This window comes from Bergeyella porcorum (assembly GCF_042427575.1).
Lineage (GTDB): Bacteria > Bacteroidota > Bacteroidia > Flavobacteriales > Weeksellaceae > Bergeyella > Bergeyella porcorum.
In genome coordinates this window covers 219,328-244,393 of the sequence record NZ_JBHMFD010000001.1, presented here as the reverse complement: position 1 = coordinate 244,393, position 25,066 = coordinate 219,328, and the positions used below count along the sequence as shown (strand labels likewise).

Sequence of the window (25,066 nt, the reverse complement as noted above, 5' to 3'; positions counted from 1 at the left end):
TAACTTAGTACGGTCAATTTTATAAACCAATATCAGTTATGGAAAAGGTAGGGCATTATTCGCTTTTTACGGAAGAAGATGTGTATTTATTCAGAGAAGGGCGGCATTATCGGTTGTATGAAAAATTTGGTTCACATTCTGTGGAAGTAGGAGGGAAGTCTGGCGTTTATTTTGCCGTATGGGCTCCCAATGCCAAAGCCGTTTCCGTGATTGGAAACTTTAATGGCTGGCATTCTGAAGCCCACCATCTTCATCCGCGTTGGGATAGTTCTGGGATTTGGGAAGGTTTCATAGAAGGGCTTTCTTGGGGCACTATCTACAAGTATGCCATTAGAACCTCACAAAATATTTTGCTAGAAAAGAGCGATCCCTATGCTTTAAGTTGGGAGCAAAATGTGCAGGCGGCGTCCATCATCTCCACCACTTGGTATGAATGGGAAGATGAGGATTGGATGAAAAACCGTTGGCAGCATAATAGATTGCAAGCACCTCTTTCTGTGTACGAGTTACACTTAGGCTCTTGGATGAGAGGAACCGACAATCCCAACCGATTTTTCAGTTATAGAGAAATTGCAGAACGCCTTATTCCTTATGTAAAGGAGATGGGCTTTACGCATATAGAGCTAATGCCCGTGATGGAGCACCCCTACGAACCTAGCTGGGGGTACCAAGTTACGGGATATTACGCTGCCAATTCCCGCTTTGGAGCTCCTCAGGATTTAATGTATCTCATAGATGAATTGCACAAAAACGGTATCGGTGTCATTCTAGATTGGGTGCCATCTCACTTCCCAGGAGATGCCAATGGATTGCATTACTTTGATGGTACTTTCCTTTATGAACACGAAGACCCTCGCAAAGGTTATCATCCACAGTGGAATTCCCATCTTTTCAACTACGGAAGACCAGAGGTAAAATCTTTCCTTATTTCTAATGCTATGTTTTGGTTAGAACGCTACCACGCAGATGGGCTAAGGGTAGATGCTGTTACTTCTATGTTGCATTTAGACTATGCCAGAAACGATGGCGAGTGGCTACCCAACCAATTTGGAGGAAATGTGAATCTGGAAGCTAAAGATTTCTTGCAAGATTTCAATACGGCGGTGTACCAATACTTCCCAGATGTAATGACGATAGCCGAGGAGAGTTCTGACTTTCCAATGCTTACCAAACCCGTACATAGCGGTGGCGTAGGCTTCGGAATGAAATGGATGATGGGCTGGATGCACGATACCCTAAAATACTTTGCCGAAGACCCTATCAATAGAAAGTACTGGCACAATAAGATTACATTTACTTCTATGTATATGTATAATGAAAATTATATGATGCCCCTTTCTCACGATGAAGTAGTACACGGCAAAGCCAGTATGATATACAAAATGCCCGGAGATGAATGGCAAAAATTTGCTAATCTAAGAGCCCTCTATACCCTAATGTACACGCACCCTGGTGCTAAGCTTCTCTTTATGGGGAATGAGTTTGGGCAGACCAGCGAGTGGAATTTTGCCCAGTCCTTAGATTGGCATTTGCTGAAATATCCAGTGCATAAGGGACTACAAACCTTCGTGAAAGACCTCAATCATCTCTATAAAACGGAAACTTCCTTATACGAAAACCAATTCAGCCCCGAAGGTTTTGAATGGGTAGAGCCTAATGATGGCAACAATTCCATCTTTGTCTATCTCCGAAAAGGAACAACGAAAGAGGATGTTACAATGACGGTGCTCAACCTTACCCCTCGCACTTTTGATTATAAAATAGGAGTAGATGAAGGCACCTCTTGGGAAGTAATCCTCAACTCTGATGATGAACAATATGCAGGAAGCGGTGTGAAAGCAGAGATAATAGATGAAGAAGATGAAAGCTGGATGTTTCGCCCCAATGCCATTATTCTAAGACTTCCACCACTTGCAGGGATAGTGCTGAAAAGGAGAAAACAAGATAAAATGACCACCAAGTAGTGCAAAATGGGCATCCAGCAATGCAAAATGAGGAAGAAGTAATGCAAAATGACCACCAAGTAGTGCAAAATAAGCATCCAGCAGTGCAAAATGAGGAAGAAGTGATGCAAAATAAGGAAGAAGTAATGCAAAATGACCACCAAGTAGTACAAAATGAGCATCCAGCAATGCAAAATAAGGAAGAAGTGATACAAAATGACCATCAAATAATTTGAGAAAATAATTTTTATTGATTAAATAAAACTTTTACGATACCATTTAGATAACTTTTAAACCTAAAAACAATGAAAATATTCCATCTCAGTACAGAGTGCTATCCTGTAGCCAAGGTAGGAGGCTTAGGCGATGTAGTGGGAGCCCTGCCCAAATATCAAAACAAAATCCAAGGCATACAAGCCAGCGTGGTAATGCCGTGGTACAATCGCTCTTTTGTTCATAACCACGAGTTTGACATCGTCTTTGATGGGTTTATACATCAGAATCATCAGATGTTTCAGGTTCAGGTTTGGCAAGAGAAGCATCAGGCTTTGGGCTTTCCACTGTATTTGGTAAAAATACCAGGTTTATTAGATAGAGAAAATCCCTATGGCTATTGGGACGAGCATCAGCAGTTTTTAGCCTTTCAGCACGGCGTTTTACATTGGCTTTCCGCTATGGAAATTCGCCCCGATGTCTTACATTGCCACGATTATCACACAGGTTTAGTCCCTTTTATGATAGAATACTGTCCAGATTTCAAATTTCTGAAAGGCGTTAAAACCATTGGCACCATTCACAATGGAGAGTATCAAGGCGCAATGAGTTGGGATATGCTTCCTTATTTTCCGTGGGTGGAAGATTCTTCTTATCTAAAGCTATTAGACTGGGCAGGGAAAATCAATCCTTTGGCCACAATGCTGAAATGTTGCCACGCTTTCAATGCCGTTTCACAAGGCTATCTGGAAGAGTTGTACCACAGTTTACAAGGATTAGAGCCTTTGGTGCAGCAAGAACACGCCAAGGCTTATGGCATCATCAATGGTATTGATACAGAAGTTTGGAATCCCAAAACCGATGAAATGCTGTATTTCAACTACGATGCAAGCAATGTAGAGGAAGGCAAGAGACAAAACAAATTAAAAATCTGTGAAGCGTATGGGCTCAATCCAGAGTTACCACTGGTAGGATTTATTGGAAGATTTGCGGGAGAGAAGGGAGCCGATTTGCTACCAGAAATCATTTGGAGAAGCATTCAGGAGACACAAGGTAGGATAAATCTTATTATACTAGGCTCGGGCAACCCATTTACGGAAAACCAATTGAAAGATTTGAATCACCATTTCATCAATTTCGCATTAGATTTAGGCTATAAAGAAGACCTTTCTCATAAGATATATGCCTCGGCAGATTTTCTGCTGATGCCTTCGCGGGTAGAGCCTTGTGGGCTCAATCAGATGTATGCAATGCGGTATGGCACCATCCCCGTAGTAAGATATACGGGCGGGCTAAAAGATACCGTGCAAGATATTTCCTCTGGTGGTGCGGGGCTCAACTTTACCTATGCCACCGCAGACGCTGCCGTAAACGCCTTGCACAGAGCCTTACACCTTTATTCTGATAAAGAACTGATGCAACACCTGATACAAGCCAATATGAGCTTTGATTTCTCTTGGGAAACTTCCGCAAAGAAGTACATAGATTTGTATCAGATGAACTAAATGTTAAATGTTTTATATCATAGTTTTTCAGCACTATTTTTCTTGAGTAGTTCATAGAATTTGCCTAATTTTATGCAGAAAATAATAGTGAATTAATAACCAATAAGTCATTAAATTAATTATATGAAGACCAATGTTCTTTCAATCGTTTTAGGAGGAGGAAGAGGCACCAGATTGTTTCCCCTTACTTATTTTCGTTCCAAGCCTGCCGTACCTATTGCAGGGAAATATAGGCTAGTAGATATCCCAATATCCAATTGTCTCAATTCTGGGTACAATAAAATCTTGGTGCTTACACAGTTTAATTCGGCATCACTCAATTCACATATCAAGAACTCATACCATTTTGATATTTTCAGCAAAGGTTTTGTAGATATCTTGGCTGCAGAGCAAAATGTGGAGAACGACCAATGGTTTCAAGGGACGGCAGATGCCGTACGCCAGAGTATGCGGCATATGGATAAGTATGATTATGACTATGTGCTGATTCTTTCTGGAGACCAACTGTACCAAATGGACTTCCGCGAAATGGTGGAGTTTCATAAGAACAATGGTGGCGATATTACCATTGCAACAATCCCAGTGAATGCTAAAGATGCTACAGGATTTGGTATTTTGAAGTCTGATGATTCGGGGAAAATTCAAGCATTTGTAGAAAAACCATCAGCAGAGGTACTGCAAGATTGGAAATCTGAAGTTTCGGAAAAAAATCGCTACGAAGGCAAAGAATATTTGGCTTCTATGGGAATTTATATCTTTAATAAAAAGGTACTGAAAAAAATCTTTAATGAAGACCCAGGGGATGATTTTGGTAAGGACTTAATTCCTAATGCTATTAATAATGGCTACAACACCCTTAGCTTTCAGTATGATGGCTACTGGACAGATATAGGAACCATTGAATCTTTTTATCAGGCCAACTTAGATTTAGCCCAAGACTTTCCGAAGTTCAATTTATTCAGTACCAGTCCTATCTATACCAGAGCGAGGATGTTGCCTCCTTCCAAGATTATGGGAAGCTATGTGCAGCGAGCCGTGTTTGGAGATGGTTGTATCATTATGGCAGATAAGGTAGAAAATTCTATCATAGGAAACAGAACCCGTATAGATAGAGGTAGTACAGTGATGAATTCCTATATTATGGGAGCAGATTATTACCAAGCAACCGATGAAATTGTAGAAAATGAAAACAAAGGCAAGCCTAATATGGGTATTGGTAAATATTGCTATATAGAATACGCCATCATAGACAAGAATGTGAAAATAGGAAATAATGTACGCATCATTGGTGGAAAACACTTACCCGATGGTGACTATGAAACCCACTCTGTGAAAGATGGCATTGTGGTGGTGAAGAAGGGAGCTGTAATAAAAGATGGTACTCAGATTCCGTAGGGGAGAAGTATTGATATTATAACGGCAATAAAAAGAAACGCTAAACATTCGTTTACTTTTTGTAAATTTGCGGCACAAAAATTTTATTTAATTATGTCGAATATTACATTTACAATGATTAAACCTGATGCGGTAGCAGATGGACACATTGGAGCAATTTTAGGAAAAATCACAGAAGCAGGATTTAAAATCAAAGCAATGAAGCTGACGCAATTGACTGTAGCTGATGCTAAAAAATTCTACGAAGTACACGCAGAGAGACCATTCTATGGTGAGTTGGTAGAGTTTATGTCTTCTGGTCCTATCGTAGCAGCCGTTTTGGAGAAAGACAATGCCGTAGAAGATTTTAGAACCCTTATCGGAGCTACCAATCCAGCAGAAGCAGCGGAAGGAACCATCAGAAAACTTTTTGCAAGAAGCGTAGGAGAGAATGCTGTACACGGTTCAGATTCTGATGAAAATGCCCTTATCGAAGCGAGATTTCACTTCTCTGGAAGAGAAATTTTCTAATCGGGATTTTATAAAGATACGAAGAATCAAAGCGAAGAGCTTTGGTTCTTTTTTGTTTTAATATTACCTTTGTCCCTATGAATCAAGATACCATTTGTGCATTAGCAACGGCGGGTGGCGTGGGAGCCATTGGCGTAATTAGAGTTTCTGGAGCTGAGGCTTTTAGCATTGTGAATAAAGTTTTTAAAGGTGCAGATTTAGAAAAAGTACCTTCCCATACCGTGCATTATGGATGGATAGTAAGTTCTCTATCTTCCAATGAAGAGAAAGGAAATTCTGAACCCATTGACGAAGTAATGGTAGCGGTTTTCCGAGCTCCGAAGAGCTTTACAACGGAAGATTCTGTGGAGATTTCCTTCCACGGCTCGCCTCATATTGGGAAAAAGATTCTGGAAGTTCTCATCGCAAATGGTGCAAGAATGGCAAAAGCGGGGGAGTTTACAATGCGAGCGTTTATCAATGGAAGAATAGACCTAGCCCAAGCGGAATCCATCGCAGATTTAATTGCCTCTGAAAATGAAGCCTCACGAAAAGTTGCCCTTAACCAGTTGAAAGGTGGTATTTCCAAAGAAATTGGTGAACTGAGAGAACAATTGCTCAATTTTACCTCCTTGATAGAGTTGGAATTGGATTTTTCCGAAGAAGATGTAGAGTTTGCAGATAGAACAGCGATGAAGGCTTTGCTTCAAAATCTTAAATCGAAAATTTCCAATCTTAAAGATAGTTTCCAATATGGAAATGCCATCAAAAATGGGATAGATGTAGCCATCATCGGAAAGCCCAATGCTGGTAAATCTACACTTCTGAACGCCCTTTTGAAAGAAGAAAGAGCCATCGTAAGTGATATTGCAGGAACCACCAGAGATACAATAGAGGAAGTTTTACACATTAATGGGACGGCGTTTCGCTTCATAGATACCGCTGGCATCCGCGAAACTACCGATGTGATAGAAGAAATAGGGGTGAAAAAAGCAAAAGAGAAAATAGCATCCGCAAAAATCTTACTTTATCTTTATGATAGCATTGATTCCACCATTGAAGAAGTGATTAATTTTGTAAAGGAAGTTTGGAGAGAGGATTTGAAGATTATTTTGCTACATAATAAAGTAGATGAAGAGGCAAATAAAGACTGGTCTTTAGATTTTGATAAGGAACTTTTAATGAATTTATGCCCCAATTTTTTAGAACTTATTTTAAGGATTTCCGCTAAAAATAATGAGAATATTGATACTTTAAAATATGAACTTTCAGATTATGTAGAAAGTTTGAAATCTGAAGAAAGTAATGTGGTGATTACCAACCAAAGGCATTATGAGGCGTTGCAAAAATCTTGGGATTCGGTGATACGGGTAGAAGATGCCATTGCCCACCATCTTCCTACAGAGCTTTTGGCGTATGAACTTCGCAATGCTTTGGAATACCTTGGTGAAATCTCAGGCACTTATACCAATGATGAAATTCTAGGGAATATCTTTGCAAATTTCTGTATCGGGAAGTAGTTATCTTTCTTTTATTTATTAACTACTTATAAATATTATACTTAAGAGCAATTATATTGCTCTTTTTTGTTGCCTAATTGCTTTATTTTGATTAAATTTGATGTACAGTTGTTGCCCAAAGCACATCAAAAATATAGTACGGAGAAATGATGCACCAACTAGCTACATCAAGCTACTTTGTGCTACAATTAACAACATTATGAGTACGAATATCAAAATACCAAAATTCTGTCAATTCTGTGGACAAGCCTTTGTTGCCCAAACCACCACTACTCGCTATTGTAGCCACAAGTGCAATTCTAGACACTATAAGCAAATCAAGAAAGAAGAAAGAAGAAAAAATAAGAGCCACATTAAGTGAGCAAATTCAAAATGTAAGTTCTGCAAATTCCGAAACCTTGCAAAGTTTGCAAACCCTACAAAAACTCCCAATCCAAACCACCAACTTTATCAATCTTCGTGATAAAGAATTCCTAAGCGTACAAGAAGCCGCTATACTTTTAGGTGCTAGTCGTTGGACAATTCAAAGAATGATTAATCGCGACGAATTAAAAGCTTCTAAAATTGGGAGAAGAACAATAATAAAACGTACCGAAATCGATAATCTTTTATTACGACAAAGGCAAACGTGAATACGAATATTTAGGTTTGTACCTAACGCCTGAACCAGAAAAAGGAAGTTTGACTAAAGCTCAAAAAGATGAAAACAAAAAATCTTAGAGTTAGCAGAACGTATCAGAAGTAAAAGACACTTAGAAGCACAAAATACAATATATCAGAATGTTAAGTAGATGATTTCCTTAGTAATTCTGTACCCGAATTATTGTCTAAACCTAAAACAGGATGGTATGAAAAAGTATCTTAAAATAAGCTTGTACATTACCTTCAAATATTGTATTTTTGACCGCTTAGGTCAATTTTATACTATGACTAATATAGGAGATATAATACGCTTGAAGAGAATAGAAATGGGTATCTCTCAAAAAGAACTAGCGTCACAAATTAGCGTGGATGTATCGTTTCTTTGCAAGATTGAAAAAAATGAAAAGAAAATTACATTAAATAAGTTAAATATAATTGCTGAAAAATTACAATTATCTATTGACGAGATGAAACTAGTCTATTATAAATGTAAAGTTGATGAAATTCTAAATTGTGAATCAAAGAAATTTAATAAGAATTTCTTAAATTATTTGGTAAGCATCTATAAATAAAACCTTTAATAAAAAATGATTGAAAAAGATAATGAAATAATTAATGTAAAAGATATTAAAGGTATTAATATTAAAGATTCAATGTCACTAGAATATTTTGAAAATGTTACAGAAAAATCTAGAATTGGAAATGGTGATTGTGAAATTTTAATGAAGCGAATTCCTGATAATTCAGTAAGTTTAATATTAACTGACCCTCCATTCAACTTAGGCGCTTTTATGCATAAAAGAGGTACTAATTTAATTAAAATGCGAGAAAATCAATTTGCATATGCTGGTTGGGACAATCTTGATTTTGATGATTGGTCAAAAAAAATGGATGCCTTTTTTAAAGAGAGTAACAGAGTTTTAAAGAAAAAGGGAACTCTACTATTATTTATGTCTCTAATGAAGATTGAAACAGTAATAGAGTTAGCAGAAAAAAATAATTTTTATTATAAAACTATAGGAATATGGCATAAAACTAATCCTATGCCTAGAAATATGAATTTACAATTTGTAAATTCTACTGAAGCTTGGGTTTATTTTATTAATGAAGGTACAACAGGTACGTTTAATAATGAAGGTAAATTACTTCACGATTTTATTGAATCATCTCTTACGACTAAAAATGAAAAAAAGTTTGGGAAACATCCAACACAGAAACCTTTAAGTATATTAAATCATTTTGTCAATGTTCTATCTAACGAAAATGAAATTATATGTGATCCGTTTATGGGTAGTGGATCAACTGGAGTAAGTTGTGAGTTAAATAATAGGAAATTTTTAGGAATAGAATTAAATGAGGAATACTACGAAATTTCTAAGAATAGATTAAAAGATATATCAAAATTATGAGAGTAATAGATTTATTTGCAGGTGTAGGAGGATTGTCTTACGGTTTTAAAATGGAAGATTTTGAGATTGTTTTTGCTGTGGAACACGATAAAGATATTGCAAATACATATAAATTAAATCATCAAGATACAGATATTTACGCAGACGATATAGAAAAATTAAATATTAAAGAATTGTCTTCTAATTATAAAAATATCGATGTAATAATTGGAGGACCACCTTGTCAAGGCTTTTCTCAAAAAGGTAAAAGGTTAAGCATAAATGATGAAAGAAACTTTATGTTTAAATATTTTATAGATTTTGTGAAATATTTTAAACCAAAGTATTTCTTGTTGGAGAATGTACCTAATATAACTACTACACATAATGGTTTTTTTAAAGATGAAATAATTATCGCTTTCAATCAATTAGGTTATTCGGTCGATGTAGATATTTTATTAGCGTCTGATTTTGGTGTACCTCAAAATAGAAAAAGAGCTTTCTTTTTAGGAAAATTAGGTAATGAAAAAATATATTTACCTAAAACAAATAATAAAAAAACTACCGTGGGTCAAGCTATTTATGACTTGCCAATAATTAAATCAGGTGAAGGTGAGAAGTTTTATCCTTATGATAAAGAACCCACAAATCAATATCAAGAATTAATGAGACAAAATTCTAAGGGTATTTTTAACCATCAAGCAACAAAACATAGTGATTTAGCTCTTAAAAGATTATCTTTAATACCTAAGGGAAAAGGTAAAGAAATGCTACCAAAAGAATTATTAACTAAATCAATTTATTCAGGCACTTGGTCTAGGTTATTAGAAGACGGATTTGCACCAACAATTACTACTAGATTTGATACACCATCATCAGGTATGTTTACTCATCCTTATTTGGATAGATGTTTAACCGTAAGAGAAGGAGCTAGATTACAATCATTTCCTGATTCCTTTATATTTTATGGTTCTAAATCATCTCAATTAAAACAAGTTGGCAATGCTGTTCCCCCTCTTTTAGCTAGGGAGATTGCCAATGTAATTAAGCTCGATTCTAATTAATAAATAATACTGTATGAATTTACCTAATACCATAAAAAATAGAATTACAATTGATCCAAAGTTAGCAGTAGGATCATCTCTACCTAAGCCCAAAGAATTACTGGGTTTAACTATATTATTATATTTATTAAATGATAATAAAGAATATTTAGATTATTCAAATGATATAGGAAATAGTATTGAGTTAAAAGGTGAATTAATAGTTTTAATGAAAGCTTTTTTTAAAGAATTAGATGTTTATGATGAAAACCAATTAAATTCATTAAAATCTGAAAATGCATTATTAACAATGCAATTAGAACCATTGCAGGTTTCTCTTCAAATAATATGGAAACTTGCTAAAGTTAAAGCTATTAATTCAAATTCATCAAGTCTTGAAAGGACAGGCGGTGTAAGAGTTCCAAAATCATTAAATTTCACTTCAAATCTATTAATAATAAGGTCTATTTTAACTAGTGATTATAATATTGTATCTGAATCTGCAAAATTATTACTCTATAGTTGGATATTTAATTTAGTAATACCTGAAAATTTAAAATTACTAGAAAATAAACTTAAATCGATTCTATTAATTTTCACTGAGGATACTTTATACAAAACTTGGTTGGATAATCAAAATGAGGTGATTTTTCAACAAGAAGGTATTTATGAATTAATTAATAATGATTCAGACAAAGTAAATTTAAAGGGGACTAAAGAAATTAAAGGAACATTAAGGAATTTAAAAGCAATATTATCACACAACTTGCATCCATATCTAAAAATTAGTGGTGATATTGTTAGTTTAAATAGTGATAGTTCATTGGAAGAGTTTGAAAATTACAAGAAATTAAGTTCAAATCTTTTAGATTTATCACCTAAATCTGTATCAATTAAAAATGATTCAACAGATACAAGTTCTAATTTAATAGAGATTGCTCAAAATGGTGGCTTCAACAAAATATATTTCGGTCCTCCAGGTACAGGTAAATCACATGCAATAAAAGAAGAATTAAAAAAACTTGGAGCAAAAGGCGATAATTATTCAAGAGTTACATTTCATCCTGATTATGATTACCATTCATTTGTAGGTGGATATAAACCATTTACAGATACAGAAGATGACGATAAAATTAAATACAAATTTGTACCACAAGTATTTACAGATTTGTACGTAAAAGCTTGGAGTAATACAAGCGATAGTTATTACTTAGTAATTGAAGAAATAAACAGAGGGAATTGTGCAGAGATTTTTGGTGATATTTTCCAATTACTAGACCGTAATCCTGAATACAACATTGAACCATCATCCGAATTAAAGGCATATTTAAAAGAGCAGGAAAATGAATTAAATAAGGGTAAAACTGAGGGAGATGCTAAAGTAAAATTATTATTTGATGGTAAATTGCAAATGCCTAATAATTTATCCATATTAGCTTCTATGAATACGTCTGATCAATCATTATACCCTATGGATTCTGCTTTCAAACGTAGATGGGATTGGCATTATGTGCCTATTGATTTAAAATGTACTGAATCTAATTTTACTATCAAAATTGATGATACACATCAATATTCTTGGTTGGAATTCTTAGCTAAGGTCAATGATAAAATTTACAGCGTAACTAAATCCGAAGATAAGCAGATTGGTAATTGGTTTATCAATGCCTCTAAATCTGAAAATATTATCTCAAAAGAATTATTCATTAACAAAGTATTATTCTATTTATGGAATGATGTATTTAAAGATGAGGTGTTTAACCCAGATAATATTTTTATAGAAAGAAATACTGATAGTACTAAGAATAGAGATATTTCATTCAATAACTTTTATAATAAAGACGAACAAGACAGGTTGCTAATTCACTTATTATCAGACATTCTAAATGTTCAAATACTAAAGTCAGAAGATAAAGAAATAGTAGAATATATTCAAGAAAATCAAGTGGTGGGTAAAGCTGCCGAGCGTAACGAAGAATATAAAGAAAACAAATCTGAATCTGAAGAATAATGAGAATATTATTTGAAGGTGCAAAATACAATATCAATGATTTAGAAAAATGTTTTGGTGATAAATTTTATCATCAAATAGGTAGTCATGGATATATAGATGTGGTTGGTTATTATCATTCCAATGATAACCAACTGTACTATTTTTTGCCAAAATTATTCATTACAGATAACGATGAGTTTTTAGACACTAAAATTCCTTATTTAAGTTTATTCAACCAAAATATAGAATCGCTATTAAAAGAAGATATAACTTTATTAAATTGGTTTCGTAAATTCTTAATCTTATTTTATAAATCATTAGCAGAATATAAAAATAGGGTTGATAGTAAAATCATTCAATTAGGAGATACACTACAATTAAGTACGAATGTAGGTACGAACGAATTTACATTTTTAGATTTAGTATTAACAATATTAAACTTTTACAAAAAGAATAAAGACTTCTTTATTTTTCATACCAAAGAACAACAATCATTAAAACATAAAAAAGTTAGCTGGAATAAAACCATTAGAAAGCAACAACCTATATTTGTTGGTAATACTCCAATTTATGATAACCTAAATACAAAGGTTCAAAAAATAAATGATGACGAAGTATTAATGACTTATTTCTATTCGGTTTTACAGCATTTAAAGGACGAATATAAAGTAGATATAATAATAGATTGTCCATATAACTTAATCAAAGGAGAGCGTTTCAAAATCTTTTTAGAAACAGGTTTATATAAAATCAAGAAAATTAAAAACAACTACTATTCAGATAAATTAAAAGCTATTTATAACTTATTAGTATTGTTTTTTGAGAAGTCTTTTGTTGGAAGTGTTAAAAATAAAAGTGATGATTTTATCATTGTAAAACAATACCATAATGTATTTGAAGATATGATTGATAAGCTTTTATCAGACAAATTTTCAGATAGAAAAACATCCAATGGTATTTCTTTAAACTATCTTAAAAATAATCAAGATGGTAAGATATTAGATCATTTATTTGAATTTGATAGCATATTAGATACAGACGAAAGTATTTTCTATATAGGGGATTCGAAATATTATAAGCATAATTCTAGTGTAAGTGATAATTCTATTTATAAGCAATTCACTTATGCGAAGAATGTGATACAATATAATATCGATTTGCTTCAGGAAAATGCTAAAATACCTTCTCTAATTAATAAAAATATACGTTATAGAGATGATATTACAGAAGGTTATAGTATATCTCCAAATTTCTTTATACAAGGTGTTATAAAGGATATAAATGATTATGATACAAATGGTTTAGTTCAAAATATTGAAAAAGGTACTGAGAAAAATGCTCATTTTAAGGAGCGACTATTCGATAGAGATACCTTATTCATCAATTACTATGAAATCAATTTTTTATTTGTATTAAATAGCTATACTAATTATTCTCCTGATAAAATATTGGAAACAAGACAATTATTTAAAAATACATTCAAAACACATTTTAGATCATATTTTAAAAATCATAGTGGTTTTGATTTCTATGAATTTAATTTTAATTCAGAGCAAGAACTTAAAGAGTTTGTCGATGTAGAATTTAGGCATATTACAGGTAGAGTTATAAGAACAATTTCTAATCCAAATAAATTGATACTAGCAGTAAATCCAAGTAGAGAAAATAAACTAAAGGATAAGAGTTTACTAAATAGATTTATCGTAACTAATAATCCAATTACTAAACAAAAAGAATTTGTATATAACACAAATAGCACTATCAAACCAGCTATAAATGATTACGAATTTTAAAGAATATTACAACACATAAGGAGCAAAAATTTGCTCCTTGGCAGATTCAACCCCCAAGTGCAATTTTTAGGTTGCAAATTTTATAGAATAAACTTGTAGGTTCCTCAAAATCTAATGTTAATACTCACTTTTTATTGTTATTGAAATAAGGTGTTCGTGATGTGCTTCGCAGTTCTAGGTCTACGGTTAATTTTATGTTGTATTTCTTTCATTGTTTCTTTGCTAACTTTTTCAAAATAAGTACCTTTCGGGATATATTGCCGAATAAGTCCATTGGTGTTTTCATTCAACCCTCGTTCCCAAGAGCAATAAGGATGTGCAAAATAAAAATCGCAACCCAATTTTTCACTAATCAACTGATGATGAGCAAACTCCGTCCCATTATCACTAGTTATCGTCTTAATATACTTTTTGTAGGGTATCAAAATATCAATCATAGATTTAGCTAATTCTTTTGCATTTTTCCCTTTTAATTTCTCCATAAACAAAAACTTAGTCTTGCGTTCAACTATCGTCAAAATAGCTCCTTTTTGCTCTGCTCCGATGATTAAATCAACCTCAAAATGCCCAAATTCTTCATTGCTTAAAACAATTTCGGGGCGTAAATCTATACTTTTTTTGTTTTTAATCACTTCGTGCTTGCCTGATACAGGACGCTTTCTATGCTTGAGCTGGTGTCTGAGATATTGGTATAAGTTGCCTCCTTTTTTCTTGTCATCACGAATATACTGATAAATCCTCTCGACGCTTACCATTGTGATATTATGTTTTTTACAGTAGCCCACTATCTGCTGGGGAGACCATTGCTCCTGCCTTATTTTTTCTTCTACAAAATCCTTTATCCTTGGGCTAAACTTCCTGTTTACTGCAAATCTTTCCTTACGGATATTGGCTTGTTCTTGAGCTTTATCTGCATTGTAGCCTCCTCTTTTGAGCTTATTACGCCGAAGTTCCCTGCTGATGCAACTTTCGGACACTCCCAATTGCTCGGCAATAAATTTTTGTGGTTTATTGCATTTCAGATAAGCTTTTATTTCATACCTTTGCTCCAATGTTAAATGTTTATATCCCATTTTTTTTTGTTGTTATTGAACTAAGATATAACATTTTCTTCAAGAGAGAAAGTTTTTCCTACTTTCTCTCTTTTTCATTTCGGCTACGCCTACATTCAAAAGAGAGAAAATCTATCCCAAAAATTGCACTTACTAATGGAATTTAGGATCCTTTAGACCGGCCTACAAGCGTAATGGATAACGGGGGAGATGGACCTGTTTATTCTATTGCTAATTCCTCTTTATGTCCAAAAGGCTACCTATTCCTTTGTTATCAGAATGGGAACATTTTTTAACCTTTGTAAATCCTAAAAACCTAGCGGGGTTATATGGAACAAGCTTAAAATTATCAAGAAACTCTGATGGATATAATGGGTACGGAGCAAGATCTCCCTATGCTAATGATAATAAACAACCAGCAGGAACAATATATGGAAATGGCTTACAAATTACAGTTGAACCTAATCGACAATACGACGTAGCCATTAGATGTATTAAAGACTATTAAAAATATTAAACCTGTTTCAGAAGTAATGAAACAGGTTTTCTTTAAAATATTTATACTCCCTTAAACTCACTGATGAAGTGCAGTTTTACATTCGGAAATTTCTCCTGCGTCATCGTAATCGTGAATGATGAGTCTGCTAAAAATACCAGCTGATCGTATTTATCTCTTGCTAAAAAACGCTGTTTCAGTTTAGCAAATTCTTTGAATTCTTCAGATTTTTCATCGGCTTCCACCCAACACGCCTTGTGGATGGAAAGCGGTTCGTAGCTACACTTGGCACCGTATTCGTGCTCCAATCGGTATTGGATAACTTCGTATTGTAAAGCACCCACTGTACCAATGACTTTTCGCCCGTTCATCTCCAAAGTAAAAAGCTGGGCAACCCCTTCGTCCATCAGTTGGTCAATGCCTTTTGCCAATTGCTTCGCTTTCAGCGGATCATCATTATTAATATAACGGAAATGCTCTGGTGAGAAACTCGGAATTCCTTTAAAATTGAGTTTTTCTCCTGCGGTAAGGGTATCGCCAATGCGGAAATTTCCTGTGTCGTGAAGACCGACAATATCGCCTGGGAAACTCTCATCTACCACCTCTTTTTTATCAGCGAAAAAGGCATTAGGTGAAGAAAATTTCATCTTTTTACCTTCGCGAACGAGGAGGTAATTTTCATTTCTTTTAAAAGTTCCAGAAACAATCTTCACGAAAGCCAGTCTATCGCGGTGTTTAGGATCCATATTAGCGTGGATTTTAAAGACAAATCCGGTGAAGTTTTTCTCTTCTGGTTTCACCTCTCTTACATCAGATTCCTTAGGCTGAGGCATAGGAGCGATTTCTATAAATGCATCTAAAAGCTCTCTTACCCCAAAATTATTAAGTGCAGAACCGAAGAACACAGGTTGCAAATCCCCTTTCATATAATCCTCTCGGCTGAATTCAGGGTAAACACTTTCCACCAATTCTAATTCTTCGCGAAGGGTAGAAGCCGCCTTTTCACCGATGAGTTCGTCCACTTCAGGGGCGTTGACATCGTCTATCTTTACCGATTCTCCTACTTTTTGTTTCTTTTCTTCTAGGAAGAACTCGATATTCTTTTCCCAAATATTATAAATCCCTTGAAACTGGCTTCCCATACCAATAGGCAAGGAAAGTGGCGTTACGGTAAGTCCTAATTTTTGCTCTACTTCATCCAGAAGGTCAAAGGCATCTTTTCCCTCTCTATCCAATTTGTTGATGAAAACCAGCATAGGGATATTTCTCATTCGGCAGACTTTCACGAGTTTTTCTGTCTGTTCCTCCACACCCTTTGCCACATCGATCACCACAATTACAGAGTCCACCGCTGTAAGCGTTCGGTAGGTATCTTCGGCAAAATCTTTATGCCCTGGGGTATCTAAGATGTTGATTTTATAACCTTTGTATTCAAAAGCCAAAACGGAAGTTGCCACAGAAATTCCTCTCTGCCGTTCAATTTCCATAAAATCGGAAGTGGCTCCTTTTTTTATTTTGTTGGACTTCACGGCACCAGCCTCTTGAATGGCTCCCCCGAAGAGGAGAAGTTTCTCGGTAAGCGTGGTTTTACCAGCATCGGGGTGAGAGATAATCCCGAAGGTTTTTCTTTTTTGTATTTCTTTGATTAAATCTGACATATTTCTAAATCTGCGTGCAAAAATCGGGATTTTTACCGAAATCTGAAAGCAATCTTTTGGGGAATTAATGATGAGGAATCATAGAACATTTAAATCCGAATTATGCATTAGGTTTTAAATATATTATTTTCCGCTCAGAATGGTGTGGCCATAGCAAGATTTTTTAATTGAAATAAAGCCTTTTGGATAATCCATCTCAAAAGTCGGATTAAAATCTGATTCTATTGAAACGGGGCTACTATTAGTGAATACGAAAAAAAGACGCGTCTTTTTTCAAACGAGACAGGTCTTTTTTTTAACGAGAGGCGTCTCGTTTAGGATTTTGTTACGATAAAAATGAATCTCTACATCTTCTATTTAGAATGATTGAGAAGGTATTGAATCTCAAAAGAATTTTACTGCAGAATTTGGGTTAAAAATTGAACCAAGACTTACTTCTTTATGTTTTTAGAATTTAGCCAAGCTTGGTAATCTTTCGCATTTTTAGCGTGTTCCACATCGCTGGCAGTAAAGCGGTGGTAGCCCAATTTATCTGGGTCGGCAGCCATAAAGATATAGTTGTGCTTTTCTGGGTTTAGTACTGCATCTACAGCGTTTTTATCCACCACACAGATGGGGCCTGGTGGAATCCCTGCATTGGCATAGGTATTATATGGTGAGGGGTGGGTAAGATGCTTGTAAAGTACCCGCTTGATAGGCTTGGTAAAATTAACATCTTTATTAATGGCATAAATCACCGTAGGGTCGCTTTGCAGCTTCATTCCTTTTCTATAGCGGTTGAGGTAAAGTCCAGCAATGGTGGCTTGTTCGTCTGGTTTACCGCCAGATTCTTTATAAACAATGGATGCTAATGCGTAGATTTGAGATTCCGTTAACCCCGATTGTTGGGCTTTAGCTTTTCTTTCTGTATTCCAAAATTGGTTGTATTGGTCTTCAAAGCGTTTGAAAAACTCGGAAGGCTTTACTGTCCAAAAGAAATTATAAGTATCTATAAAGAAATACTTTTTGAGGTCTTCGGCGTTGTTCAATCCTTTGTTTTTTGCGATGTTATCAAACTCTTTGATGAAGGTAAGAGAATCCACCTCGGTTTTTCTTGCTACGCGACCCATCATCTGATAGACATCTCCAAAATCTCCGATGCGGAAGGGAATGTCCATTTGAAGTCCATTTTTGAGCATCATCACCAGTTCAGAATTACTCTTGTTATCCACAATTTTATATTTCCCAGGATGAATATTTTGGGCTAAATTTCTTTTCTCTGCTACGGTTTTAAAATGTTCAAAATTTTTAACGAAAGGGCGTATGCTATCTAGCACCTGCTGATACTCTGCTCCCGTAGGAATATGGAAAGTGCCTTCTTGAGCTACATTATTAGCCTTGTATGTTTGATAATAGCGGTATCCAAACCAGCCGCCTATGGCAAACAAAAGGAGAAATGCTATGGCGATGATTTTTTTCATTAATTCTGTTTTTTAAATATTAATAAACCCTTTAAACACTTGCTGAGCAGGACCTTCTAGCCAAATATTACGGAATGTACCTCCTTGTTGTTCGGCATAGATTTTCAGATTTCCCCCCAAGACTTTTACTTTTACCATTTCTTTATTTTTATCTTGTAAGAAGGTCAGGGCAGATGCTGTAGCTCCTGTTCCACAGCTGTAGGTTTCGTCTTCCACACCGCGTTCGTAGGTTCTTACAAAGATTTCATCATCAGAAAGGGTTTCTACGAAATTCACATTAATGCCTTCTTTACGGTACTGTTCAGAGTTTCTGATGGCTTTCCCTTGTTGATAAACCTCAAAATGTTCCACATCTTCCACATACTTTACAAAGTGAGGAGAGCCTGTATTGAGAACGCTATCTTCGCCATCTTTACTGATGTTTTCTACATCTATCATTTTCAGTTTTACCAGTCCGTTGTTAATCTCTGCTTCGTGCAACCCATCTATAGCATTGAAGGTACATTGTCCATCAAAGACTTTTAAAAAATTGGCAAAGGCAACCAGGCATCTTCCTCCATTGCCGCACATTGTACTTTCGTTGCCATCGGCATTGTAGTACACCATTTTAAAATCGGTTTCGGGGTCGGTTTCTAATAGAATCAGTCCATCGGCTCCAATGCCGAAGCGTCTATCACATAGCTGAGCAATGATACTTTGCTGTTTTGGAAATGATAAATCCCGATTGTCTATCATCACAAAATCATTACCTGTCCCTTGGTATTTATAAAATTCTATTGTAGTCATCATTATTATAGTGAGGGGCAAAGATACTAAGCGTGTGGGCAAACTGATGTTAATAAAATCATAAAAAAAAGAATTACGCGTTCTGACTCTTTTTCCATTCTATATAACCAATGATTGCCATTACCGTGAAAACAGCGTATTGTACGGCGGTGATGCCTAAGCCTTTGTAAATGAACATTGGGATGCAAATCATATCCCCGATAATCCAAAAGAGCCAATTTTCTACTTTACGCTTTGCCATAAGCCACATTCCGACAAGGAAAATGGAGGTGGTAAAAACATCTAACCAATTCGCCCAATCCAAATGATAAAGTCCCAAATCTACATCAATCATTGAAAATTGATTATCAATGAAGGGTTTGTAATAGTACACCAAAACCACCAATGCAAAACTTAGAATGAACAGCAACCCAGAATACAGCCATTCCTTCGGGGTAGCATAGGATACATTGACATTGATATGGTCATCAGAGCTTTTAGACCAAAGTACCCAGCCGTAGAGGCTCATAATGGTGTAGTAAAAATTAATCATCATATCGCCCAAAAGCCCGAAAACAAACAAGATGTACACATACAGTACTGTGGAAATAATCCCTGTGGGATAGACCCAGATTTTCTTTCGGATAGAAAAATACACGCTGAGAAGCCCAAAGCAAGTGGCGATGAGTTCTAGGGCTATCTGATAGTTTTCGTACCCCTCATAAGGTTTTATAAAAAGTTCATAAAAATTCATCTTCCAAATATACATTAATTCCTCAGAAAAATCTTACATTTGTGGAGAAAGACTATATTTTTGATTATGGAAAAATTTTCAGACCGCGTTAATCGTTTGGGATACTCTCAGACCTTTGTAATGTCCAATAAAGTAAGGGAAATGAAAGCTCAGGGGATAGATGTTATCAGCCTTACTTTGGGAGAACCCGATTTTGATGTACCAGATAATATCAAGCAAGCTGCTTTTGATGCGATTAATGAAAACTTTAGCCATTATTCTCCCATTCCAGGATTTTTGGAACTTCGTGAGGCGATTGCTCATAAGCTAAAAAGAGATAATCATTTAGAGTATAAACCTACCCAAATTTGCGTTTCTAATGGGGCTAAACAAGCCATCAGTAATATTTTGGCAGCATTGATCAACGATGGTGATGAAGTGATTCTACCTACCCCTTATTGGGTAAGCTATGATGAAATGGTGAAAATGATGGGGGGAACTTCGGTTTTCATCAAAACCACCTATGAAACCGATTTCAAAATTACGGTAGCACAATTGGAGCAAGCCATCACTCCGAAAACTAAAGTATTGCTGTACAGCTCGCCTTGTAATCCATCGGGTAGTTATTACACCTATGAAGAACTAAAAGCTTTAGCAGAAGTAATAGCCCAATATCCGAACCTTACCGTAATTTCAGATGAAATCTATGAGTATATTAACTATGATGGTGCCCACGAATCTATCGCACAGTTTCCTGAAATCTATGAACAAGTGGCTATTATCAATGGAATGTCCAAAGGTTATGCAATGACGGGGTGGCGTATTGGCTACTCGGCGTGTCCAGAGTGGCTGGCTAAAGCTTGTGATAAAATCCAAGGGCAAATCACCAGCGGTGCCAATACCATTGCACAGAGGGCTGCCATCACGGCTCTGAAAACCCATCCTTCCGAATATAGATATATGGTGGAAGCTTTTGAAAAACGCCGTAATTTAACTTTTGATTTAATGAAAGATATCAAAGGTTTCAAGGTAACGCTGCCTAAATCTGCTTTTTATCTCTATCCAGACATCTCTTATTATATAGGAAAAACCATCAATGGAACTTTGATAAAGAATGCCGATGATTTTGCAATGTTTCTATTAGAAAATGCTTATGTGGGCTGTGTAGGTGGTGTTTCTTTTGGAAGTCCAGAATGTATTCGTTTTTCTTATGCCGCCTCTGAAACCAACCTGAAAGAAGCGATGGAAAGAATTAAAATGTGCTTGGAACAAGCCGTAATAGAATAATTCTATTGATGGCTGTCAGTTCAAAACTTTGTGAATGAATAAAATAAGATAGATTAAATCAACTTAATAGTTTTTATTAATTGGAATTATTTTTTAAATAGATAGCCCTTTTGTAAATTTGCAATCATAAATCAAGGAAGAATTATAATCAAAATAAATAAAATTATGTCATTAGTAGGTAGAAAATTTCCAAACATTACAGTAGATGCAATCTCTGAAATGGGGGATAACTTGAGAATCAATGTACTTGAAGAAGCAGTAAACAACAAACAGAAAGTGCTTTTGTTCTGGTATCCAAAAGATTTTACATTCGTATGTCCTACAGAGCTTCACGCTTTTCAAGAAGCTTTGGGAGAGTTTGAAAAAAGAAATACTAAGGTAATCGGTGCTTCTTGTGATACTAACGAGGTACACTTTGCGTGGCTAAACACACCTAAAGATCAAGGTGGTATTGAAGGGGTAACTTATCCAATCCTTGCAGATACTCACAGACAATTGGCTAATACTTTGGGTATTGTAGAGCAGGATTTTGAGTATGATGAAGATGGTAACGAAATCTTCACAGGGTCTAATGTTACTTTCAGAGCAACTTATCTTATCGATGAAACAGGAAAAATCTTCCACGAAGCAGTAAACGATATGCCATTAGGAAGAAATGTAAAAGAGTTCATCAGATTAATCGATGCTTATACACACGTACAAAACCACGGGGAAGTATGCCCTGCGAACTGGGAAGAAGGTAAAGATGCAATGTCTGCAGATAGAAAATCTACTGCGGAATACCTTGCAAACCACTAATCTAAAAACAAAATAGAAAGGTGGTAGAATGCTCTATCACCTTTTTTTAAATTTAAAACACAAATTAAAATGTACACAGAATTATCAGAAGACAACCTACAAGAATTGGTAGCCCAAAACGAAAAAGTGGTTGTGCAATACGGAGCTTCTTGGTGCGGTAACTGCAGAATTATGAAGCCTAAGTTTAAAAAATTAGCCTCTGAAAACGATGCAATTCCATTCTACTATGTAGATGCTGAGAAATTGCCAGAAAGTAGAAAATTGGCTAAAGTGGACAATCTGCCTACCTTTGCTATTTTCAAAAATGGTGAGTTGGTAAATCAGATTCAAACCAACCAAGCGGAAAGCTTAAACAACTTGTTCAGCGAGTTGAACTAATCAAAATCGTTAAGCCTTTCGGAAGCTTTCTGAAAGGTTTTTATAATTATTTTTAATTCAATATCTTATGAAATTACCCATTATAAGACAATTCTATCAAAATCAAAGCGTAGAAAATCTTGAAAAAACATTAGAAGTTTTGGAAGCGTTCACAGAGTTTCGTGGAGCTACAGAAGAAGACCTTAATGTAGCAGGAGAGCTGATTACCAATATCTGTGGAGCCTTAGAAGTTCACGCCAATGTAGCTAACGGGATGTCTGAAAAAGATGCTCTCAATGGCTTTGCCCAAAAAGTGATGGGAAGTATTGATAGATAGTCTTTTCTGTTGATTAATATAAAACCTGCATTACCCCAATAGGTAGTGCAGGTTTTTTTTGCTTAAACAGAGCAATGTGAATAATATTGCACAATAGGTTAAAGTTTATCTCATTGAAATTCAGTTTTATTGCTTGCTGCCTAAAGCCTACTGCATCATTTGGAATAAATTTATCGTAAGATATTCATAATTAAAATGTTTTTCGTAAATTTGCACCACTTTTTGTAGGAGAAGGTCTGAAAAAGTAAATCTAACAAAACATTAACATCTTCCCGATTTTTAAAATCCTACGGTACAGACCTTTAAAAAGAAGGAATACAAATTTTTAAATTTTATGTCTAATTTTAAAGACGAGGTTCTTTTGAACCAAAACGTAGCACCTGAACAATTTGATTGGGATTCTTTTGAATCTGGATTAGATGCTGATGCAAGAAAAGAAAAAAGTGATCTTGAAGAAATCTACAAAGGTTCTTTGAGCGACCTTGAAGAAAACGATGTTCTTATCGGGAAAGTAGTAAGACTTACTGATAAAGAAGCTATCGTGGACATCAACTTCAAATCAGAAGGTGTTATTTCTCTTAATGAATTCCGTTACAACCAAGGCCTAAAAGTAGGAGACGAGGTAGAAGTAATGGTAGATAGAAGAGAAGACAAAACTGGTCAGTTACAATTATCTCACAGAAAAGCAAGAACGCTAAAAGCTTGGGATAAAGTAAACGAACTTCACGAAAGTGGAGAAATCGTAAACGGTTTTGTGAAATCTAGAACCAAAGGTGGTATGATTGTAGATGTACACGGTATTGAAGCTTTCTTGCCAGGTTCTCAAATCGATGTGAAGCCTATTAAAGATTACGACCAGTTCGTAGGTAAAACTATGGAATTCAAGGTGGTGAAAATCAACCCTGAATTTAAAAATGTGGTGGTATCTCACAAGGCACTTATCGAAGCAGACATCGAAGGTCAGAAAAAAGAAATCATCGCTCAGCTTGAGAAAGGACAAGTATTGGAAGGAACCGTTAAAAACATCACTTCTTACGGGGTGTTTATTGACCTTGGTGGCGTAGATGGTCTTATCCACATTACAGACTTATCTTGGAGCAGAGTAAACCACCCATCTGAAATCCTTGAAGATGGACAAACTGTAAAAGTGGTAATCCTTGATTTCGATGATGAGAAAACAAGAATCCAATTGGGTATGAAGCAGTTGGAACCACATCCGTGGGATGCCCTTTCTGCTGACCTAAAAGTAGGTGATAAAGTAAAAGGTAAAGTAGTAGTACTTGCAGACTATGGTGCTTTTGTAGAAATCGCTCCAGGTGTGGAAGGTCTTATCCACGTTTCTGAAATGTCTTGGTCTACTCACTTGAGAAGCGCAGGAGATTTCGTAAAAGTAGGTGACGAAGTAGAAGCAGAAGTATTAACATTGGATAGAGAGGAGAGAAAAATCTCTTTGGGTATCAAGCAATTAACTAAAGACCCTTGGGAAAATATCGAATCTAAATACCCTGTTGATTCTAAGCATACCGGAACTGTAAGAAACTTTACAAACTTTGGTGTTTTCGTAGAATTAGAAGAAGGAATTGATGGATTAATTTACATCTCAGACCTTTCTTGGACTAAGAAAATTAAGCACCCATCTGAATTCTGCTCTGTAGGAGACAAATTGGATGTTGTGGTACTAGAACTAGACCTTGCTGCAAGAAGATTGTCTCTTGGACACAAGCAATTATCTGAAAACCCTTGGGATAAATTTGAAACTAAATATGCTGAAGGTACAGTACATAGCGGTACCGCAGTAGAAGTTTTTGATAAAGGTGCTCAAGTTCAGTTTGAAGATGTAGAAGTAGAAGCATTCTGCCCTTCAAGATTGTTAGAAAAAGAAGATGGTTCTAAAATCAAGAAAGGTGAAGTAGCTGACTTCAAAGTAATCGAGTTCAACAAAGAATTCAAGAGAGTAGTAGTATCTCACACAGGTCTTTTCAGAGATGAAGAGAAGAGAAATGTGAAAGAAGCATCTGCAAAAACAGCTTCTTCTGGAGAGGAAAAAACAACTCTTGGAGATATCGATGCGTTAGCAGAACTTAAAAAGAAAATGGAAGGGAAATAATTAACCTTTTGATTTTCAAATTGAAATATCTAATGAAACTGCCTTCTGACGAGGGCAGTTTTTAGTTTTTTTTTGAGATAAATTTTATGATT

Annotated in this window: 23 protein-coding genes; 18 read left to right on the top strand and 5 right to left on the bottom strand. The window is 35.3% G+C overall.

The window, feature by feature from the left end:
- The first annotated feature begins 38 nt into the window (after positions 1-38).
- The 12 genes from glgB to ACFFUE_RS00965 all read left to right on the top strand — a co-directional run bounded on the left by glgB (position 39) and on the right by ACFFUE_RS00965 (position 13,924).
- Positions 39-1,964 (top strand): 1,4-alpha-glucan branching protein GlgB, encoded by a 1,926-nt coding sequence (glgB, locus tag ACFFUE_RS01025; RefSeq protein WP_376832024.1) that lies wholly within the window; start codon positions 39-41, stop codon positions 1,962-1,964.
- Positions 1,964-2,179 (top strand): hypothetical protein, encoded by a 216-nt coding sequence (locus ACFFUE_RS01020; RefSeq protein ID WP_376832022.1) that lies wholly within the window; start codon positions 1,964-1,966, stop codon positions 2,177-2,179. Before glgB ends, ACFFUE_RS01020 begins: the two co-directional genes overlap by 1 nt.
- Before the next feature lie 69 nt (positions 2,180-2,248).
- Positions 2,249-3,661, top strand: coding sequence for a glycogen synthase (locus tag ACFFUE_RS01015; protein ID WP_376832020.1), 1,413 nt, complete (start codon positions 2,249-2,251; stop codon positions 3,659-3,661).
- Positions 3,662-3,784: 123 nt separating this feature from the next.
- On the top strand, positions 3,785-5,056 hold the full coding sequence (locus tag ACFFUE_RS01010; RefSeq protein ID WP_376832018.1) for a glucose-1-phosphate adenylyltransferase: 1,272 nt from the start codon (positions 3,785-3,787) through the stop codon (positions 5,054-5,056).
- 90 nt (positions 5,057-5,146) lie between these two features.
- On the top strand, positions 5,147-5,566 hold the full coding sequence (locus tag ACFFUE_RS01005; protein ID WP_327985273.1) for a nucleoside-diphosphate kinase: 420 nt from the start codon (positions 5,147-5,149) through the stop codon (positions 5,564-5,566).
- 77 nt (positions 5,567-5,643) lie between these two features.
- Positions 5,644-7,065, top strand: coding sequence for a tRNA uridine-5-carboxymethylaminomethyl(34) synthesis GTPase MnmE (gene mnmE / locus ACFFUE_RS01000; RefSeq protein ID WP_376832016.1), 1,422 nt, complete (start codon positions 5,644-5,646; stop codon positions 7,063-7,065).
- 239 nt (positions 7,066-7,304) lie between these two features.
- The gene (locus ACFFUE_RS00995) at positions 7,305-7,697 is read left to right on the top strand and encodes a helix-turn-helix domain-containing protein (protein ID WP_376832014.1); all 393 of its coding nucleotides are present in this window, start codon (positions 7,305-7,307) and stop codon (positions 7,695-7,697) included.
- 216 nt (positions 7,698-7,913) lie between these two features.
- Positions 7,914-8,279, top strand: coding sequence for a helix-turn-helix domain-containing protein (locus tag ACFFUE_RS00985; RefSeq protein ID WP_376832012.1), 366 nt, complete (start codon positions 7,914-7,916; stop codon positions 8,277-8,279).
- A gap of 15 nt (positions 8,280-8,294) precedes the next feature.
- Positions 8,295-9,116 (top strand): DNA-methyltransferase, encoded by an 822-nt coding sequence (locus ACFFUE_RS00980; RefSeq protein ID WP_376832010.1) that lies wholly within the window; start codon positions 8,295-8,297, stop codon positions 9,114-9,116.
- Positions 9,113-10,159 (top strand): DNA cytosine methyltransferase, encoded by a 1,047-nt coding sequence (locus ACFFUE_RS00975; protein ID WP_376832008.1) that lies wholly within the window; start codon positions 9,113-9,115, stop codon positions 10,157-10,159. Before ACFFUE_RS00980 ends, ACFFUE_RS00975 begins: the two co-directional genes overlap by 4 nt.
- 13 nt (positions 10,160-10,172) lie before the next feature.
- Positions 10,173-12,149 carry an McrB family protein gene (locus tag ACFFUE_RS00970; RefSeq protein ID WP_376832006.1) on the top strand — a complete coding sequence of 659 codons (1,977 nt, stop codon included), beginning with the start codon at positions 10,173-10,175 and terminating at the stop codon, positions 12,147-12,149.
- The gene (locus tag ACFFUE_RS00965; protein ID WP_376832004.1) at positions 12,149-13,924 is read left to right on the top strand and encodes a hypothetical protein; all 1,776 of its coding nucleotides are present in this window, start codon (positions 12,149-12,151) and stop codon (positions 13,922-13,924) included. Before ACFFUE_RS00970 ends, ACFFUE_RS00965 begins: the two co-directional genes overlap by 1 nt.
- A 137-nt stretch (positions 13,925-14,061) precedes the next feature.
- Here ACFFUE_RS00965 and ACFFUE_RS00960 read toward each other — a convergent pair whose 3' ends face one another.
- On the bottom strand, positions 14,062-14,997 hold the full coding sequence (locus ACFFUE_RS00960; protein ID WP_376832002.1) for an IS30 family transposase: 936 nt from the start codon (positions 14,995-14,997) through the stop codon (positions 14,062-14,064).
- A 223-nt stretch (positions 14,998-15,220) separates the two neighbouring features.
- On the opposite strand from ACFFUE_RS00960, the gene ACFFUE_RS00955 reads away from it, so the two are divergent.
- On the top strand, positions 15,221-15,484 hold the full coding sequence (locus tag ACFFUE_RS00955; RefSeq protein WP_376832000.1) for a hypothetical protein: 264 nt from the start codon (positions 15,221-15,223) through the stop codon (positions 15,482-15,484).
- A 50-nt stretch (positions 15,485-15,534) separates the two neighbouring features.
- Here the strand turns inward: ACFFUE_RS00955 and ACFFUE_RS00950 are convergent, their stop codons facing one another.
- The 4 genes from ACFFUE_RS00950 to pnuC all read right to left on the bottom strand — a co-directional run bounded on the left by ACFFUE_RS00950 (position 15,535) and on the right by pnuC (position 20,109).
- On the bottom strand, positions 15,535-17,130 hold the full coding sequence (locus ACFFUE_RS00950) for a peptide chain release factor 3 (protein ID WP_376831999.1): 1,596 nt from the start codon (positions 17,128-17,130) through the stop codon (positions 15,535-15,537).
- A gap of 431 nt (positions 17,131-17,561) precedes the next feature.
- The gene (gene mltG / locus ACFFUE_RS00945; protein ID WP_376831997.1) at positions 17,562-18,590 is read right to left on the bottom strand and encodes an endolytic transglycosylase MltG; all 1,029 of its coding nucleotides are present in this window, start codon (positions 18,588-18,590) and stop codon (positions 17,562-17,564) included.
- Between the two features lie 12 nt (positions 18,591-18,602).
- Positions 18,603-19,379, bottom strand: coding sequence for a diaminopimelate epimerase (gene dapF, locus ACFFUE_RS00940; RefSeq protein WP_376831994.1), 777 nt, complete (start codon positions 19,377-19,379; stop codon positions 18,603-18,605).
- A 70-nt stretch (positions 19,380-19,449) separates the two neighbouring features.
- On the bottom strand, positions 19,450-20,109 hold the full coding sequence (gene pnuC / locus ACFFUE_RS00935; RefSeq protein WP_376831992.1) for a nicotinamide riboside transporter PnuC: 660 nt from the start codon (positions 20,107-20,109) through the stop codon (positions 19,450-19,452).
- Between the two features lie 66 nt (positions 20,110-20,175).
- On the opposite strand from pnuC, the gene ACFFUE_RS00930 reads away from it, so the two are divergent.
- The 5 genes from ACFFUE_RS00930 (at position 20,176) to rpsA (ending at position 24,974) form a co-directional block, all read left to right on the top strand.
- On the top strand, positions 20,176-21,375 hold the full coding sequence (locus tag ACFFUE_RS00930) for a pyridoxal phosphate-dependent aminotransferase (RefSeq protein ID WP_376831990.1): 1,200 nt from the start codon (positions 20,176-20,178) through the stop codon (positions 21,373-21,375).
- Positions 21,376-21,540: 165 nt separating this feature from the next.
- Positions 21,541-22,173 (top strand): peroxiredoxin, encoded by a 633-nt coding sequence (locus ACFFUE_RS00925; protein ID WP_327984720.1) that lies wholly within the window; start codon positions 21,541-21,543, stop codon positions 22,171-22,173.
- A 69-nt stretch (positions 22,174-22,242) separates the two neighbouring features.
- A complete protein-coding gene (locus ACFFUE_RS00920) occupies positions 22,243-22,551 on the top strand; it encodes a thioredoxin family protein (RefSeq protein ID WP_327984719.1) in 309 nt (102 codons plus the stop codon).
- A 67-nt stretch (positions 22,552-22,618) separates the two neighbouring features.
- Positions 22,619-22,867, top strand: coding sequence for a DUF6952 family protein (locus ACFFUE_RS00915; protein ID WP_327984718.1), 249 nt, complete (start codon positions 22,619-22,621; stop codon positions 22,865-22,867).
- A gap of 334 nt (positions 22,868-23,201) precedes the next feature.
- Positions 23,202-24,974: a 30S ribosomal protein S1 gene (gene rpsA / locus ACFFUE_RS00910; protein ID WP_376831987.1), complete on the top strand. Its 1,773-nt coding sequence runs from the start codon at positions 23,202-23,204 to the stop codon at positions 24,972-24,974.
- Positions 24,975-25,066 lie beyond the last annotated feature (92 nt).